11 protein-coding genes and 2 other RNA genes are annotated in these 15,402 nt (G+C 66.2%); 6 read left to right on the top strand and 7 right to left on the bottom strand.

Annotated features, from left to right (window positions below):
* Positions 1–278 precede the first annotated feature (278 nt).
* Positions 279–2,030 (bottom strand): aspartate--tRNA ligase, encoded by a 1,752-nt coding sequence (gene aspS / locus ASF90_RS09845; protein ID WP_055849069.1) that lies wholly within the window; start codon positions 2,028–2,030, stop codon positions 279–281.
* 156 nt (positions 2,031–2,186) lie between these two features.
* Here aspS and ASF90_RS09840 point away from each other — a divergent pair, with 156 nt between their 5' ends.
* On the top strand, positions 2,187–2,966 hold the full coding sequence (locus tag ASF90_RS09840; protein WP_055849066.1) for a DUF3011 domain-containing protein: 780 nt from the start codon (positions 2,187–2,189) through the stop codon (positions 2,964–2,966).
* Positions 2,967–3,180: 214 nt separating this feature from the next.
* On the opposite strand, the gene ASF90_RS21990 is transcribed toward ASF90_RS09840, so the two are convergent.
* The 3 genes from ASF90_RS21990 to ASF90_RS09830 all read right to left on the bottom strand — a co-directional run bounded on the left by ASF90_RS21990 (position 3,181) and on the right by ASF90_RS09830 (position 4,286).
* Positions 3,181–3,255: non-coding RNA, sX9 sRNA (locus tag ASF90_RS21990), on the bottom strand.
* Between the two features lie 72 nt (positions 3,256–3,327).
* The gene (locus tag ASF90_RS09835; RefSeq protein ID WP_055850341.1) at positions 3,328–3,936 is read right to left on the bottom strand and encodes a hypothetical protein; all 609 of its coding nucleotides are present in this window, start codon (positions 3,934–3,936) and stop codon (positions 3,328–3,330) included.
* Between the two features lie 32 nt (positions 3,937–3,968).
* Positions 3,969–4,286, bottom strand: a complete 318-nt coding sequence (locus tag ASF90_RS09830) for a zinc ribbon domain-containing protein (protein WP_055849062.1) — start codon at positions 4,284–4,286, stop codon at positions 3,969–3,971.
* A gap of 562 nt (positions 4,287–4,848) precedes the next feature.
* Between ASF90_RS09830 and ASF90_RS21985 the strand changes: the two genes are divergently transcribed.
* The 4 genes from ASF90_RS21985 (at position 4,849) to ASF90_RS09810 (ending at position 11,691) form a co-directional block, all read left to right on the top strand.
* Positions 4,849–4,923, top strand: a non-coding RNA gene (locus ASF90_RS21985) — sX9 sRNA.
* Positions 4,924–5,115: 192 nt separating this feature from the next.
* Positions 5,116–6,360: an MFS transporter gene (locus ASF90_RS09820; RefSeq protein ID WP_055849059.1), complete on the top strand. Its 1,245-nt coding sequence runs from the start codon at positions 5,116–5,118 to the stop codon at positions 6,358–6,360.
* A gap of 608 nt (positions 6,361–6,968) precedes the next feature.
* Positions 6,969–9,380: a TonB-dependent receptor gene (locus ASF90_RS09815; protein WP_055849056.1), complete on the top strand. Its 2,412-nt coding sequence runs from the start codon at positions 6,969–6,971 to the stop codon at positions 9,378–9,380.
* A 163-nt stretch (positions 9,381–9,543) separates the two neighbouring features.
* The gene (locus ASF90_RS09810) at positions 9,544–11,691 is read left to right on the top strand and encodes a phospholipase C, phosphocholine-specific (RefSeq protein ID WP_055849054.1); all 2,148 of its coding nucleotides are present in this window, start codon (positions 9,544–9,546) and stop codon (positions 11,689–11,691) included.
* Between the two features lie 85 nt (positions 11,692–11,776).
* Here ASF90_RS09810 and ASF90_RS09805 read toward each other — a convergent pair whose 3' ends face one another.
* Positions 11,777–12,751 carry an alpha/beta hydrolase gene (locus tag ASF90_RS09805; protein WP_055849051.1) on the bottom strand — a complete coding sequence of 325 codons (975 nt, stop codon included), beginning with the start codon at positions 12,749–12,751 and terminating at the stop codon, positions 11,777–11,779.
* A gap of 255 nt (positions 12,752–13,006) precedes the next feature.
* Positions 13,007–13,900, bottom strand: coding sequence for a class A beta-lactamase (bla, locus tag ASF90_RS09800; RefSeq protein ID WP_055849047.1), 894 nt, complete (start codon positions 13,898–13,900; stop codon positions 13,007–13,009).
* A gap of 100 nt (positions 13,901–14,000) precedes the next feature.
* On the opposite strand from bla, the gene ampR reads away from it, so the two are divergent.
* Positions 14,001–14,876 (top strand): LysR family transcriptional regulator AmpR, encoded by an 876-nt coding sequence (ampR, locus tag ASF90_RS09795; RefSeq protein WP_055849046.1) that lies wholly within the window; start codon positions 14,001–14,003, stop codon positions 14,874–14,876.
* 18 nt (positions 14,877–14,894) lie between these two features.
* On the opposite strand, the gene ASF90_RS09790 is transcribed toward ampR, so the two are convergent.
* Entirely contained in the window at positions 14,895–15,392 is a 498-nt protein-coding gene (locus ASF90_RS09790; protein ID WP_055849043.1) for a YcxB family protein, read from the bottom strand.
* Positions 15,393–15,402 lie beyond the last annotated feature (10 nt).

Genomic DNA, 15,402 nt, shown 5'->3' with positions numbered 1-15,402 from the left:
TGGTTTTGGCGAAGCGCGCGACGCTGGCTGCGCACCGCAGCGCGTCGGAAAGATAACCACGACGTGCGAGTCGCGGCCATGTACTGGCGCAACGCCGGTCGGTTCGGAACGGACCTGCAGGCAAACCGCCGCCGGTTGATCGGCGGCGATTGGATGGCCGTGATACATGCACAGCCTCCGGCCCTGGGGCTGACGGTTCCGCCAAAGTGCGCAGCGCTGGCTGCGCTGGGCGCCTTGTACAGATGACCACGCATAGCGCGGCCATCTGCTCGCGCAGGTCAGACCTGCTTGGGGCGCACCTGCACGTGCACTTCGGCCAGCTGCTCGGCGGCGATCGGCGACGGGGCGTCGGTCATCAAATCCTGCGCGCCGGTGGTCTTGGGGAACGGGATCACGTCGCGAATCGATTCGGTGCCGGCCATCAGCGCGGCGATACGGTCGATACCGAAGGCGATGCCGCCGTGCGGCGGTGCGCCGTAGTTCAACGCATCCAGCAGGAAGCCGAACTTGGCGCGCGCTTCTTCCGCGCCGATGCCCAGCAACTCGAACACCGCGCTCTGCATGTCCGGGCGGTGGATACGGATCGAGCCGCCGCCGATTTCATTGCCGTTGAGCACCATGTCGTAACCGCGCGACACCGCAGTGCGGGCGTTGGTGCGCAGGTCGGCGATATCGTCCACCGCCGGTGCGGTGAAGGGGTGATGCAGGGCGACGTACCGCTGTGCTTCGTCGTCCCACTCGAACATCGGGAAATCGGTGACCCACAGCGGCGCCCAGGTATCGGCGACCAGCTTGAAGTCCTTGCCGGCTTTCAGGCGCAGCGCGCCCATGAAGTCGGACACCTTGTTATAGCCGCCGGCACCGAAGAACACGATGTCGCCGTTGCTTGCACCCACGTGCTTGAGCAGCGCGGCGAACGCTTCTTCGGAAAAGAACTTGGCGATCGGCGAGCTGACTTCGCCGGTTTCCGACAGCTTGATGTAGGCCAGCCCCTTGGCGCCGTATTTGGCGGCGTGCGCGGCGTACTCGTCGATCTGCTTGCGCGACAGCGCTGCGCCACCGGGAATGCGCAGTGCTGCCACGCGGCCGTCGGCATCGTTGGCGGCGGCGGTGAACACCGGGAATTCGCTGGATTTGACCAGCTCGGCCACATCGATCAGTTCCAGCGCGATACGCAGGTCCGGCTTGTCCGAGCCATAGCGACGCATCGCCTCGGCCCAGGTCATGCGCGGGAACTGCGCGGCCAACTCGACGTCCACCACTTCCTTGAAGATGGCGCGGATCATGTCTTCGACGAAATCCTGCACATCGCGCTCGCGCACGAAAGCGAATTCCATATCGAGCTGGGTGAATTCCAGCTGGCGATCGGCGCGCAGCGCTTCGTCGCGGAAGCAGCGCGCGATCTGGTAGTAACGGTCGAAGCCGGCCACCATCAAAATCTGCTTGAACAGCTGCGGGCTCTGCGGCAAAGCGTAGAACTCGCCCGGATGCATGCGCGCCGGCACCAGGAAGTCGCGTGCGCCTTCTGGGGTGGCCTTGGTCAGGATCGGGGTTTCGATATCCAGGAAATCGCGCGCATCCAGATGGCGGCGCAGCGCCTGCACCAGCTTGATGCGGGTGCGCTGCATGCGCTGCATTTCCGGACGGCGCAGGTCCAGATAGCGGTACTTCAGGCGGGTTTCTTCGCCCGGATTTTCGTGCGCATGGAACGGTAGCGGCGCCGCCTTGTTGAGGATGGTGATGCGGGTGGCGATCACTTCGACCTTACCGCTGCGCAACTTGTCGTTGACCGCATGCCGCGCACGCACCACGCCTTCGACCTGCAACACGTCTTCGTAGCCCAGGCTGGCGGCCACCGGGAACACCTCGGCGTTCTCCGGTTCCACCGTCACCTGCACGATGCCTTCATGGTCGCGCAGGTCGATGAAGCAGACGCCGCCCAGGTTGCGGGCCACGTCGGTCCAGCCGGCGAGAGTGACGGTTTGGCCGATCATGGTCTCGTCGACCAGGCCGCAGAAGTGGGTACGCATCGAAAGCTCCGCTGAAAACCCGACGCAGGCAGCGCCGGAAAGCCGGATATTCTGGGGCCGGCGGGCGGCAGGAGCAAATGCGGCGACGGTCACCGGCGCTTAAGTCAGCGCCCGGCTGAATAGGCGCCACGCCCCTCCCGTACCAAGGACGTCACGATGCTGCGCACCGCCCTGCTGATCTCCGGCTTCAGTCTTGTCGCCCTCGCCGGCGCCCTGGTCAGCCGCCCCGCCGCCGCGCAGGACCGCGGCTTCAACGGCCCCAGCATCACCTGCTCCAGCAACGATAACCGCCGCCGCGAGTGCGACACCCCGTTCCGGGGGCGCGCCGCGCTGGTGGAAAACATCTCCGGCACCCGCTGTATCGAAGGCCGCAACTGGGGCAGCGACCGTGGCCGCGTCTGGGTGGACAACGGCTGCCGCGGCCGCTTCGTCGAGGCCCGCGGTGGCTGGGGCGGTGGTGGCTGGAATGGCGGCGACGACCGCCCCGGCAACGCAGCCGCCGGCACCGTGCGTTGCGAAAGCCGCGACCAGCGCCAGGCGATCTGCAACACCGGCTGGCGGCGCGCGACGATCGTGCGTCAGCTCTCCGGCACGCCCTGCGTGGAGGGCCGTAACTGGCACCAGGAAAACGGCCGGATCTGGGTGGATGACGGCTGCCGCGCCGACTTTGCGCAGGCCCGTGGCGGCGGCGGCTGGGATCGCGATGACGGCTATGGCGGCCGTGACGATCGCCCGCGTGGCGACTACTCGGTGACCTGCAGCAGCGACGACCGTCGCCTGCGCAGCTGCGACTGGGACGTGCGCGCAGGTCGCCCGGTGCTGACCCGCCAGTTGTCGAACACCCGTTGCGAAGAAGGTCGCACCTGGGGCTTCGACCCGCGCCGCTCGGCGGTCTGGGTCAACGATGGCTGCCGCGCGCGGTTCGACGCGCGCTGAGGTTTCCAGGCTTGGTGTCTTTATGTGTTTGTCGCAACAGGCCGGTTCGTGGTGAGCCGGCCTGTTTGCGTTGGCGCTTTGCGGTTTTGCAACAAGATGAGCGGCCGCGCTATCTGAGCGGCAGATTGGCGGTGGCAGGACCGAGGACGCTATTTACCGCCGGCCGGGCGGCTCAGTCACGCGTAACCAAGCCTCGCTATCCACTCTTGCGATCGGCCGACCAAACGTAGCGCGCCGTTGTCAGGTGCGCTTGGACGGCTTACGGGAGCCAGAGTCTGCGCGTGGCAATAAGGATGCCGGGCACCGGCAGCGTCCGCATGCGGTGAGCGCCATCGTTTTGTCAGCCGCTCTTGGCCGGCTCTCAACTTCCCCACGGCGCCGGAGGCAAGGGCACCGGCCGGGTGAGATCGAACTCCACCCGAAACAACCGCCCGCCCGGGCGACTCAGCTCGTACACCACGCTGCGCCCGGGCTGGACCTCCATCGCCCAAGTGTTCTGCAGCGAGGCGGTGGCGCCCAATCGCTTGAACAAGGCAATCGACTCGGCATCCACCGGGAATTCCTGACGCGTGGCACTGCCCGCGTCACGGCTGTCGCCGCCGTACTGGGTCAATGCATCCGCACTGCCATCGGCATGCCGATGATCGTGTTTGAGGCGTAAACCGGCCTGCGTGCGGGTCAGCACCCAGGTGCGCGAGTGGTCGTCGCCCACATGGAACGGCACCCGCAGCTCGCGGCGCGGGTCGGCGCAACCGCGCACATGCATCACCAGCGGCTTGCCAGCGAACGGACTCGGCGTTGTCGATGCGGGCGTGTCGACCAGCACACGACCGGCAAACGCCTGCCCGCAGTGCGCCGCAAGCGCGGAGAGAAAGCGGTCGGCTGGCACGACGGCGGTGCTGGGCGGCGGTGCGGCGCTGGCGCAGCCGCTGATCGCGATGGCCAGCAGCCACGGCGCCAAGCGCGACATCGTGCTGACAACGCTGCCGCGCCTATCGACCATCACGCCGCGCCGGATGCCGGCTTTGCGGCGGGCGCGGCCGGTGCGGCTGCGGGCTTGCTGTCGCTGGCCGCCGCCGGCTTGGCATCGCCGCCGCCTGCGCTGCTGCTCTCGGTGAGGTTCTTCTTCTTTTCGCCAGCCGACTTGAAATCGGTCTCGTACCAGCCGCTGCCGGATAAGCGGAATGACGGCGCGGTGACCTGGCGCTTGATGGTGGCCGCAGCGCAAGACGGGCAGGTCTGCGGATCGGGGTCGGCCATCTTCTGCAGGCGGTCGAACGAGTGGCCGCAGGTGGTGCACTGGAACGCGTAGATGGGCATGACAAATTCGCTGAAGACGATGCAAGGGCGCCGATTCTAGACGGATGCGGGCATGTCGGCGCAATGATCGAATCGCGCGCTGGCGCATGGCCGGGCTGGCGGGAGAGTGCTGGGCAGTGACCGACGCATTGCGGATGCACGTGCGGTGCGTCGGGCCTCTTGGCACGCTGGGGCGTCTCGCAGGCTGGACGCTTGAGGCTGCTGGCTGCTGGCTTCTGGCTGTTGGCTTCTGGCTGTTGGCTTCTGGCTGTTGGCTTCTGGCTGTTGGCTTCTGGCTTCTGGCTTCTGGCTTCTGGCTGTTGGCTGTTGGCGGTTGGCGGTTGGCGGTTGGCGGCGACATCGAGACGAGTAGCGGATTCGCTGCGTCAACGAAGACGCTTTCGGCCAGCTCGTCAGTTACGGCCTGAAAGGCTCTCCTCGTCTATAGAGCGCGGCTTAGCCATGCCATTTTGATCCGGCACTTCCGGCGGCTCTCCTTCACCAGCGCGGACCTGGCCTCAGAGTAGCTAACAAAACTCCTTCGCTCACCGTCAGGCGGGCGCGGCCTGTCCGCGGAATTCTCATCTACCACTCGTACACACCGGTTCCTGCGCGTCGTCCGCACCCCTTGACGACTGTTCGCTACGTCTTGTTGGCCGCTCTAAATGCACGCCGGCCCGCGTCTCCGCCAACACATGGTGATAGCGCAACCCCATTCCATCGGCAGCGAGCTGCTCAGCCATCGCCACCTGATCGCGTTATGCGAGCCACATCGATCGAGTCGCAGCAGCGTGGCTGCTACACTCGATCGCGTGATCGACGCGCCTTTTCCCCCACGAGGGCCGCATCCATGTTGCGGCTGACCGCCCTGTTGCTGGGCGTTGCCCTGCTGCTGACCGGCAGCGGGCTGCTCGGTACGTTGCTCGCCGTACGCGGTGGTCAGGCCGGGTTCGATGCGCGTGCGCTGGGCCTGATCATGTCTGGTTATTTCGCCGGCTTTTTTCTTGGCACGTTTTTCGCGCCGCCGTTGATTCGACGCATCGGGCATATCCGCGCATTTGCGTTCTACGCATCGCTGGCGGCCATTGCCGTGTTGTTGCATCCGATCTGGCTCGACCCCTGGGGTTGGGGTGTGTTGCGCCTGGTCACCGGCGCTGCCCTGGTGGGCTTGTACACGGTGATCGAAAGCTGGCTCAACGCCGAGCCGGATGCACGCCGACGTAGCCGTGTTTTCTCGGTGTACATGGCGATCAATCTGTCGGCGCTGGCGCTGGGCCAGATTCTGCTGACTGCAGGCGACGCGCGAGCACCGGCCATGTTCACGCTGACCGCCATCCTGATCTGCGCAGCGGTAATGCCGGTCGTCACCACGCGCTTGATTCCGCCGGAGGTGCCGCAGGTGTCGCGCCTGCGCCTGAAAACGCTGTATGCGCTGGCGCCGGTCGCCACCGTCGGCGCCGGATTGTCGGGATTGGCGATGGGTGCGTTCTGGGGCTTGCTTCCGGTGTATGCCAACCGCATCGGACTGGATGCCGATGGCGTGGCGATGTTCATGCTCACCGCAATCGTGGGCGGTGCCGTGCTGCAATGGCCGATCGGGCGCATCAGCGACGGGCACGACCGACGCATCGGCCTGGTCACGGTGAGCGTGCTGGCCGCCGCCATCGCCATCGCTGCTGCAGTGCCGATGGTGCAGTCGCAGACCACCGTCTTGTTCATGCTGTTTTTCGTGTACGGCGGGCTGGCGTTTTCGCTGTACCCGTTTGCGGTGGCGCACATGCTCGATTACCTGCCGCGCGAAGACCTGTTGTCCGGCTGCAGCAGTCTATTACTGGTGCATGGCGTGGGTGCTGCCATCGGCCCGGCGCTGGCGGGCGGGGCGATGCAGAAGTTCGGCCCTGCGGCGCTCCCGGTTTATTTCGCAGTGATGTTATTGGCGCTGGCCGGCTTCACGCTGTCGCGCTTGCTGCGGTTTGCACGTCGTCGCACGCATCCCATCGCGTTCCGGCCGATGCTGCGCACCACGCCATCGGCACTGGAATTGATGCCGGAAACCCAACAGATCGAAGCAGCGCCAAACGCCAAGAAGCGCTGAGAACGCGATGTCTCGGTCGTAAGCTACCGACGCTGGTGCGATACGCGGGATACAGCTCGCAGCGGCATGTATCTTTCGCACAGATCTGGTCTGCGTGAGATGCCCACACGCCCTGCCGGTTGCTCGCGATGTTTTGTCAGCAGCTTCAAGACTTGGAGCACGCGTTGTGGTGCGGCTGGACGCTTTGAATGCGTTGAGTGCAGAGCGGTGGATCTGCGCTTTACTGCAGGGCCCTTGCCCGCCCACCATCGCAGGACACGCTGCAAGTACGTCCATGTAAGCTCTTTGGCGGCATGGATGCCGCCACGGAGCGTCCATGGATGGATTCACAGCGTGTCCCGCAAGCGGTGAGGACATCGCGCCCTCGACCAACCGACCACAGCTTGCGCATCCCCAAACAGCGTTGAATCGCGCGCGGTGAGAACACCGCATCTCGACCAATCGTAAATGCTGCTTACGCACTGCAAATAGCGCTGAATCGCACTCCGCCTAGGGGTAGAGAAGCTGCGCACATCCACCCAGTGATCGCAGCCCATCTGTAGCGCGGTCATCATCACGCAATGCAAGCACGGCAGTCTGCGGCCACCTCCCCCGCTCGTTGGATTGCAATGGATTTGACCACCTGCCCGCGCGTGCGACATCCGGCCACGCTTGCCCTGCTGCTGGTTCCATTCGCCCTGCCCGCCTACGCGCAGCAGGCACCGGATGGCGCCACACCGGCAGCGCCGAGTTCAGAAGTGCTTGCCAGCGGCGAGCAGGTGTCCACGCTCGATCAGGTGCAGGTGGTCGGGCAGGCAATGACGTATTCCAAGACCACCGTGAGCAAGGAAATGCTCGACCGCCAGTTCGTGCTGGGCAGCGTCAACGACGCGCTCAACGAACTCCCCGGTGTGGTGGTCACCGAAGCCGATGCATTCGGCTCGTCCGATTGGGGCACGCAGATCAGCATGCGTGGCTTTGTCAGCAACCGCGACACGCAGCAGATCGGCACCACCGTCGACGGCGTGCCTAACGGTGGCTCGGCGTATGGCGGCGGCTCCAAGGCCAACCGCTTCATCGACATGCCGGACCTGGAAACGGTGGAAGTGAGCCAGGGCACTGCCGATATCGCGTCGCGCTCGAACGAGGCGCTGGGCGGCACCCTGAATTACCTCACCGGCGAGCCGCTCGAAGAACAGCGTGTGCGCGTGATCGGTGGCATCGGCGACAACCAGGCGCGCAAGTATTACGCGCGCTACGACACCGGCCTGCTCGGCGGCAACACGCGTGCCTGGATTAGCGGTTCGTCGGCGCGCAACGACGACTGGATCGACGGCAGCGGCCACACGAGCCGCGACCATCTGGCCGGCAAGTTCGTCAGCGCGTTGAACAAATGGACGCTGAGCGGCTACGCGTCCTACGACGATGCCGACGAATCCGAATACACCAGCGTGACGCCTGAGCAGTTCGCGCGCGACCCGGAACACGATTTGTTGACCGGCACGCTCACCGGCATTCCGTATCTGGATCAGAACTACCGCTCCGGCTCGCGCGCGCTGCGCAAGAACACCTTCGGTTATTTGCGCGGCGCCTTCGATGGCGGCAATGGCTTCAAGACCACGCTCACCGGCTACGCGCATCGCATGCAAGGCCGCGGCGACTGGATTCCGCCGTATCTGGTGGACGTCACCAACGATGGCGCGGGCGCGCCGGAATCGGAGGCGCGCGGCGGCAACACCGTGTATGCCGGCAGCGACCTGGGCAAGCTGTATTACCTGACCCCAGGCGGTGCGGCGGCAACGCTGCTGGCCGGTTGCGCCGACAGTGCGGCGGTGCCGGCCGAATCCAATCCGGCCTGCTATCCGGCAGGTTCGGTACCGGTGCAGTCGTATCGCCATAGCCATTACGACAATCACCGCACCGGTGCGATGGCCGATGTGGAATGGCGCCACGACCTGGGCCCGATCGACAACACCGTGCGTGCCGGCGCTTGGCTGGAACGTTACGACCGCAGCGTCACCCGCGACTGGCATCGCCTGCTCAACGTCGGCACCAACATCAGCTTCGACCATCAGCCGTACTGGGTGCAGTTCAAGGACAACTACCAGACCGACGAGCAGATGTATTACGTCGAAGATGTGATGCGTTACGGCGCTTTCGCCTGGCGCGTGGGTGTGAAGCAGTTCTTCCTCGACCAGACCCGCGACCGCCGCATCGGCGATGCGCAGCATGTGGAGTCGGATGCGCACTCCGACCCGCTGCTCTCGGCGGGCCTGACCTGGACCACGCCGGTGCAGGGGCTGGAAGCCTTCGCCGGGTATTCGCAGAATTTTGCCGCGATTCCGTCCGGCGTGCTGGGCGAAACCGACCCGGTCGCACTCAGCCGCGTGCAGCCGGAAACTGCCGACAATATCGAGCTTGGCCTGCGCATCAGCCGCTGGCCGTTGACCGGCAGCGTGACCTTGTACGACATCCGCTTCGACAATCGCATCGTGTATGTGCCGGCCAACTTCGTCAGCGGCATCGACTATCTGGGCGAGACCGACGGCGTGTATGAAAACTTCGGCGGCGTGCACGCGCGCGGCGTGGAAGCGGCGCTGGGCTACGGTTGGGACAACGGCTGGCGCCTCAATGGCGCCTACACCTACAACAAGGCCGATTACCTGGGCAGCGGCGATGCCGCGCGCGATACCGCCCTGGATATCACACCCGGCGCGCAGGTGATCGGCCAGCCGCGCAACACCTTGGTGGTCTCGGCCGACTGGCGTGGGGAAGCATGGCGCTTCGGTGTGTCCGGTCGGTATCTGGGCAAGCGCTATCTGGATGCATCCAACCGCGCCGCGCTCGATGGGGTGACCACCTTCAATGCGAATCTGGGCGTGGAGCTGTCGCAGCTGTCGGCGCAACTCAAGGGCCTGCAACTGGCGCTCAATGTCAGTAACCTCACCGACAAGCGCTATCTGGAAGGCGTGGATGGCAGCGATAGCGCCTTCATCGCCGCGCCGCGCACGCTGGGGCTGACGCTGACGCTGGATCTGTAACGGCCACCTGCCATGCTGACGTGCACGCCGGGACTGTCTTCCTCTCCTGCTTTGCGGGAGAGGGCTGGGGTGAGAGCACAGCGCCCCCATCCGCCCTTCGGGCACCTTCCCCCGCAGGCGGGGGAAGGCACTCGGACGGGTTCAGCCACTCAGAGGTGACACGATGATCGACCTGCCCCGCCGCCGTTTGCTGCAAGCCGGCCTGACCAGCGGTGCGGCCGCGCTGTTGCCCAGCATCGCGCGCGCCGCTGCCATCGCGCCGGACCGCCGCAGCGGCACGCTGGAGGATCTGCAGCACGTGGTGATCCTGATGCAGGAAAACCGCGCTTTCGATCATTACTTCGGTGCGCTGCCCGGCGTGCGCGGGTTCGGCGATCGCTTTCCGATCCCGGCCCGACCGCTACCCGGCGCGCCCTCGCGCACGGTGTGGCTGCAGCCCAGCGAAGACGGCATGCAATGGCTCACGCCGTTTGCATTGGATACCGCAGCGCAATTCGGCTTCATGCGCGTCAAGGGCACGCCGCATAGCTGGCCGGATGCACAACAGGCCTGGGATCACGGCCGGCTCGGGCAATGGGCGGCAGCCAAGCACAATCACGCGCTGGGCTACTACGGACGGGCGGATATTCCCTTCCAATACGCGCTCGCCGATGCGTTCACCATTTGCGATGCCTACCACGCCTCGATCCAGACCGGCACCAATTCCAATCGCGTGTTCCTGTGGACCGGCGGCAACGATCCGCACGGGCGCCATGGCGGGCCGGTGATCGGTAACTCGCACGACAACTTTCCGGAGCTGGGCGGGTTTGCCGAGCCGTATCGATGGACCAGCTATGTGGAACAGCTGCAGCGCGCGGGTGTGAGCTGGCAGATCTACCAGGACATGGCCGATAACTTCACCGACAACCCGCTGGCCGGGTTCGAGGCGTTTCGGCAGGCTTACAGCAACGCGCCCGGTCACGATGCACAGCTGCGTGCGCGCGGCATCAGCACGCGGGGCGTGGAGCAGTTGCGCGCAGACGTGATGGCCGATCGGCTGCCGTCGGTGAGTTTTGTCATTGCCGATGCGGCCGGCAGCGAACATCCGGACCCGTCCAGCCCGGCGCAAGGCGCGGCCTACACCGCACGCGTGCTGGATGCGCTCACCGCCAATCCGGCGGTGTGGAGCCGCACTGCATTGCTGCTGATGTTCGATGAGAACGACGGCTTCTTCGATCACATGCCTCCGCCTGCACCGCCATCGCCGGACCCGCGCGCAACCGGCGGGTTTGCCGGCGCTTCCAGCGTCGCCACCGACGACGACTACCATCACCAGCCTGCACCCGGTGAGCAGAAAGTGGATCTGCCCGCACTGCACGGCCGCCCCTACGGGCTTGGTCCGCGTGTGCCGCTGTATGTGATCTCGCCGTGGAGTCGCGGTGGCTGGGTGGATTCGCAGGTGTACGACCACACCTCGGTGCTGCGCCTGCTGGAACGACGATTTGGCGTACAGGCGTCGGAGATCACGCCATGGCGGCGCGCGGTATGTGGCGACCTGACCAATGCGTTCGATTTCCGCAACGCCGATGCACGCCCATTCGTCGCATCGCTACCCGATGTGGGCGATGCGGCAGCGCGCGCAGCAGCCTTGCGCGAGCACACGTTGCCGCCGCTGCCGGCCACGTTGCAAGCGCCCGAGCAACCGTTCGGCGTGCGCCGTTCGCGCGCCGTGCCGTATCGCCCGAGCGTGCAACTGGCGCATGTGCAAGCGCGCGGCGAGGTGCAACTACGCCTGCGCAACAGCGGCGCGGCGGCGGTGCTGCATGTCTACGACCGCTACGACCTGGCGGCGATCCCGCGCCGCTACACGGTGGGTAACGGTGCCACGCTGGACGGCGACTGGACCACCTACGATGGCCGCTACGATCTGTGGCTGATCGGCCCCAACGGATTCCATCGCCACTATCGCGGCGACCTGAGCGCTGCATTGCTGCTGGCCGACATCACCCAGGCAGCGGACGACCCGGCGGCGCTGTCGTTGTCGTTGCACAACACCGGCACCACGCCGATCCAGATCGCACTGCAACCGGCCGCGTATGCGCAGGCGCAACCGCGCGAGCAACTGCAGCTTGCGGGCGGCCAGACCTGGCAACGCAGCTGGAAAGCGGCAGCCAGCGGCGGTTGGTACGACCTGTGGATCGAACACGACGGCGCAAGCCAACGCCTGGCCGGTCGCATCGAAACCGGCGCAGACAGCGTCAGCGACCCGGCGATGGGTGGGCCGGCGCGGCTGCAGCAGGACAGGCCTATCGTGATTGGCCCATTGGGCTGAGCCGTGCGGCCTTGCGCCGTGCGAAGGCTGCGCGCAGTGCGGGATCGCGAGCGAAGGTCACTCCGTGCAAGCAGGGCAGCGGGGGTCAGTGCCCTGCGGCCGGGGCCAACACGCCGATAGTCCCCAGCCACGTCTCCACCAGACTTGGCCAGTGCGCGATCGGCAGCTCCTTGGCGCGCAGGCCGAAGGCATGCCCGCCCTGCGCGTAGAGATGCATTTCCGTCGGCACGCCGACCTGCTTCAGCGCAACGTAGTAAGCCAGCGACTGCGTTACCCCATCCACCTCGTCGTCCTCGGCCTGCAGCAGAAAGGTCGGCGGGGTATCGGCGCTCACGGTGATGTCTGGACGCAGCTGTAGGTGGGTTGGATCGCGCTTGGCATGATCCTCATCTTCGTGCGCCCACAGATGGCCCGGATAGACCGCGATGGCAAAATCGGGACGGCAACTTTCCGCATCCGCCGCGTCCACCGGCTGATAGGTGCGCTTTGCGAAATGCGTGCTGGCCGCGGCGACCAGATGCCCGCCGGCGGAAAACCCGATCACCCCGACCTTGTGCGGATCGATCCGCCACTCCACCGCATGCAGGCGCACCAGTCCCAGCGTGCGCTGCGCGTCCTGCAGCGCGGTCTGTACCTTCGGATAGTAGCGGCCGCCGTTGACCCAGGTCGGCCCCGAGTTGGGTACGCGGTACTTCAGCAACACACAAGTGATGCCGCGCGAGGTCAGCCAATCGCAGATCTCCGTGCCTTCCAGATCCATGGCCAGGACTTGATAGCCACCACCGGGGAACACCAGCACCGCCGCACCGGTGTTGCGGCCCGTGGGCGCATACACCGTCATCGTCGGCCGGCTGACATCGTTGGCCCTGGGCCACCACGGACGCCCCGGGCCGGGACCGACCGATTCCGGTTTCGGATGCGGCAACCCATTGGGCACCTTGCCAGGCCAGATCGGCACCTGCACATGGCCCGGTGCCGGTTGCCAGATCTGCGCCTTCGCCGATCCATGCGCGAGCGCAAGTGCGGCGGCGACGACCGCCAAAAAGAGGGGAGTACGCATTGTGCTGATCCAGTGGGTGGCGAGGATGGGATAGAAGCGGATGCGATGCGTGGAACGCGCGGGAGGTGCGACCACAGGCCTGGCCGCGCATGCGCCGAGGACTGGATGTCGTGATCGGCAACGCGGGCGCGGCTACCGCGCACGGCGGGCAGTGCGCGATGCCGCCAGCCAGCGGCGGCATCCACTGGACTGCCACGCGCGCCGAACGGCGCGATAGCGACACCCCAACCGCGCGGAATCGCCGCGTCGCGGCACTCAAGGCGCGAGCGTCTCCCGCACCGCCACCGCAACCGCCTTCAACGCCGCATCGCGCCCAGCATCGTCGACCTTGGCGCCGTTCAAATACGTCGTCAGCAACAGCGGCGCCCTACCCTTTGGCGGCCACAGGATCGCGATGTCGTTGCGGGTGTCGGTGCCGTTGCTGCCGGTCTTGTCGCCGATCTTCCAGTCGCGCGTGAGCCCTGCACGCAGGCAATCGTCGCCGGTGCGGTTGTCGATCATCCAGTCGGTCAGCTGCTTGCGCGAGGCAGGTTGCAGGGCATCGCCGAGCAGCAGCGTGCGCAGCGTGGACGCCATTGCCGCCGGGGTGGTGGTATCGCGCGGCTCGCCGGGGGCGAACCCATTCATCTCCGGCTCGTAGCGGTCACTGCGGGTCTTGGCATCGCCGATGCTGCGCAAGAAGGCGGTCACGCCGGGCGGGCCGCCGACCAGTGGGAACAACAGGTTGGCGGCCGGGTTGTCGCTATAGATCATCGTGGCCCGGCATAGTTCGCCGACACTCAGCGCGCTGCCGACATGGCGCTCGGTCACCGGCGCATGCGACAGCATGTCCGAGGCACCGATCTTGACCGGTTGCGCCAACGGCAGCTTGCCGCGGTCCACCTGCTGCAATACCGCGGCAGCCAATACAAATTTGAAGGTGCTGCACATCGGAAAGCGCTCGTTCTCGCGCTGCCCGATGCGCCATCCGGTGGCGCTGTCGAGCAAGCTGATGCCCAGGCGACCGCCGGTGCCACGTTCGATTTCCGCCCATTGCGCCCGCAGCAGGCCGTCCACCGTCACCACCGGGCTGAGCGCCCGTGCGGGCCGGGACGCCGCAAACAGCATGCCCGCGCCAGTTGCGCATAAGAACTCTCGCCGATTCACCATGTGTCTGCTTCCTTGAGGGAGCCCGCAGTATCGATGCGCACGAAGCAGCCGACCATCGCGATGTTTCGATCCCTGACATGAATTGAACTAATCTCTACGCATGCCCCGCCCTCGCCTTCCACTCAATGCCCTGCGCGCCTTCGAGGCGGCCGCACGTCATCAGAACCTGACCCGCGCAGCCGGCGAGTTGTGCGTGAGCCAGGCCGCGCTCAGCCACCAGATCAAGGCATTGGAACAGCAGCTGGGCACCAGCCTGTTTCACCGCCTGCCACGCGGCGTGGCGCTCACCGACGAAGGGGCGGCGCTGGCACCGGTGCTCGGCGAGGCCTTCGACCGCATCGCCGCCACCCTGGAGCGCTTTGCCGATGGGCGCTATCGCGAAGTGCTCAGCGTGGGCGTGGTGGGCACCTTCGCCACCGGCTGGCTGCTGCCGCGATTGCCGGCGTTTCATGCCGCGCATCCGGATATCGAATTGCGCCTGTCCACCCACAACAACCGGGTCGATCTGGCCGGCGAAGGACTGGATCTGGCAATCCGTTTCGGCGACGGCGACTGGCAGGGCCAGATCGCGCAGGCGCTGATGGAGGCACCGTTTGCACCAGTCTGTGCACCCAGCATGGCGCGTGGCTTGCGCACGCCGGCCGATCTGGCGCAGCTGCCGTTATTGCGCTCGTACCGCCTGGACGAATGGCCGCAGTGGTTTCGCGCGGCGGGCGTGGCCGAGGTTCCCGCACGCGGGGCGATGTTCGATTCGTCGTTGACCCTGGCCAGCGTGGCGGCGGCCGGGAGCGGCGTGGCGTTGCTGCCGTTGCCGATGTTTCGCCAGGATCTCGACGCGGGGCGCCTGGTGTGCCCATTCCCGATCCAGATCGACGCCGGGCGCTACTGGCTCACCCGGCTGCGCTCGCGCCCGGAGAGCGATGCCGACACGCGACTGCGCGATTGGCTGATGGCAGAGCAACAGCGCTCCGGTTAAGCGAGCTCAAGGTGCCGCTCAGCGGCGCGCCGCCTCGATCCCCTGCACCGCCACGCGGCGAAATGCCTCGTAGTGCGCCTGGTCGGCGAACCAGTGCGGGGCGAACAGCTCGAACAAGCGGTCGTTGTGATACAGCAGCAGCACGCGCTCGTTCTCGCGGTAGCGGATGTAATCGGACCAGGGCCGGCGCAGCCGCCCGTCCACCCAGGTGATCTCCAGCCCGCTCTCGTCCCACGCAAACGTATAGGCATACCGCAGCGAGGCCTGCTGGGCGTGCAGGCGTTTGATCTTTCGCGGCAAGCCCCACGCGTGCAACACGGCCAGGCCGATCAAGCCGCCGCCACCGCCGCCGAGCAGCACCGACCCGATGATTTCGCTGGCCCCGATCAGTTGCAGCATGCCCGCCCCGATCAGCAGCAGGACCACCAGGATCACGATCAACAGCTTGCCCGTCTGCCGCGCATGCAGGCGCTGTGCGGCCAGGTGGTCTTCCAGACTGATGGTGGCGCTGATCATGTTCGCTCCT

It is taken from the genome of Xanthomonas sp. Leaf148, assembly GCF_001423585.1.
In the GTDB taxonomy this organism is placed as follows: domain Bacteria; phylum Pseudomonadota; class Gammaproteobacteria; order Xanthomonadales; family Xanthomonadaceae; genus Xanthomonas.
The sequence above is the reverse complement of the archived record's forward strand: the minus strand, read 5'-3'. Positions and strand labels throughout refer to the sequence as shown.

What these genes read in the sequence shown, in the direction of transcription:
- aspS (WP_055849069.1), bottom strand. Translation starts at nt 2,030, where the DNA reads ATGCGTACCCACTTCTGCGGCCTGGTCGACGAGACCATGATCGGCCAA.
- ASF90_RS09840 (WP_055849066.1), top strand. Translation starts at nt 2,187, where the DNA reads ATGCTGCGCACCGCCCTGCTGATCTCCGGCTTCAGTCTTGTCGCCCTC.
- ASF90_RS09835 (WP_055850341.1), bottom strand. Translation starts at nt 3,936, where the DNA reads ATGTCGCGCTTGGCGCCGTGGCTGCTGGCCATCGCGATCAGCGGCTGC.
- ASF90_RS09830 (WP_055849062.1), bottom strand. Translation starts at nt 4,286, where the DNA reads ATGCCCATCTACGCGTTCCAGTGCACCACCTGCGGCCACTCGTTCGAC.
- ASF90_RS09820 (WP_055849059.1), top strand. Translation starts at nt 5,116, where the DNA reads ATGTTGCGGCTGACCGCCCTGTTGCTGGGCGTTGCCCTGCTGCTGACC.
- ASF90_RS09815 (WP_055849056.1), top strand. Translation starts at nt 6,969, where the DNA reads ATGGATTTGACCACCTGCCCGCGCGTGCGACATCCGGCCACGCTTGCC.
- ASF90_RS09810 (WP_055849054.1), top strand. Translation starts at nt 9,544, where the DNA reads ATGATCGACCTGCCCCGCCGCCGTTTGCTGCAAGCCGGCCTGACCAGC.
- ASF90_RS09805 (WP_055849051.1), bottom strand. Translation starts at nt 12,751, where the DNA reads ATGCGTACTCCCCTCTTTTTGGCGGTCGTCGCCGCCGCACTTGCGCTC.
- bla (WP_055849047.1), bottom strand. Translation starts at nt 13,900, where the DNA reads ATGGTGAATCGGCGAGAGTTCTTATGCGCAACTGGCGCGGGCATGCTG.
- ampR (WP_055849046.1), top strand. Translation starts at nt 14,001, where the DNA reads ATGCCCCGCCCTCGCCTTCCACTCAATGCCCTGCGCGCCTTCGAGGCG.
- ASF90_RS09790 (WP_055849043.1), bottom strand. Translation starts at nt 15,392, where the DNA reads ATGATCAGCGCCACCATCAGTCTGGAAGACCACCTGGCCGCACAGCGC.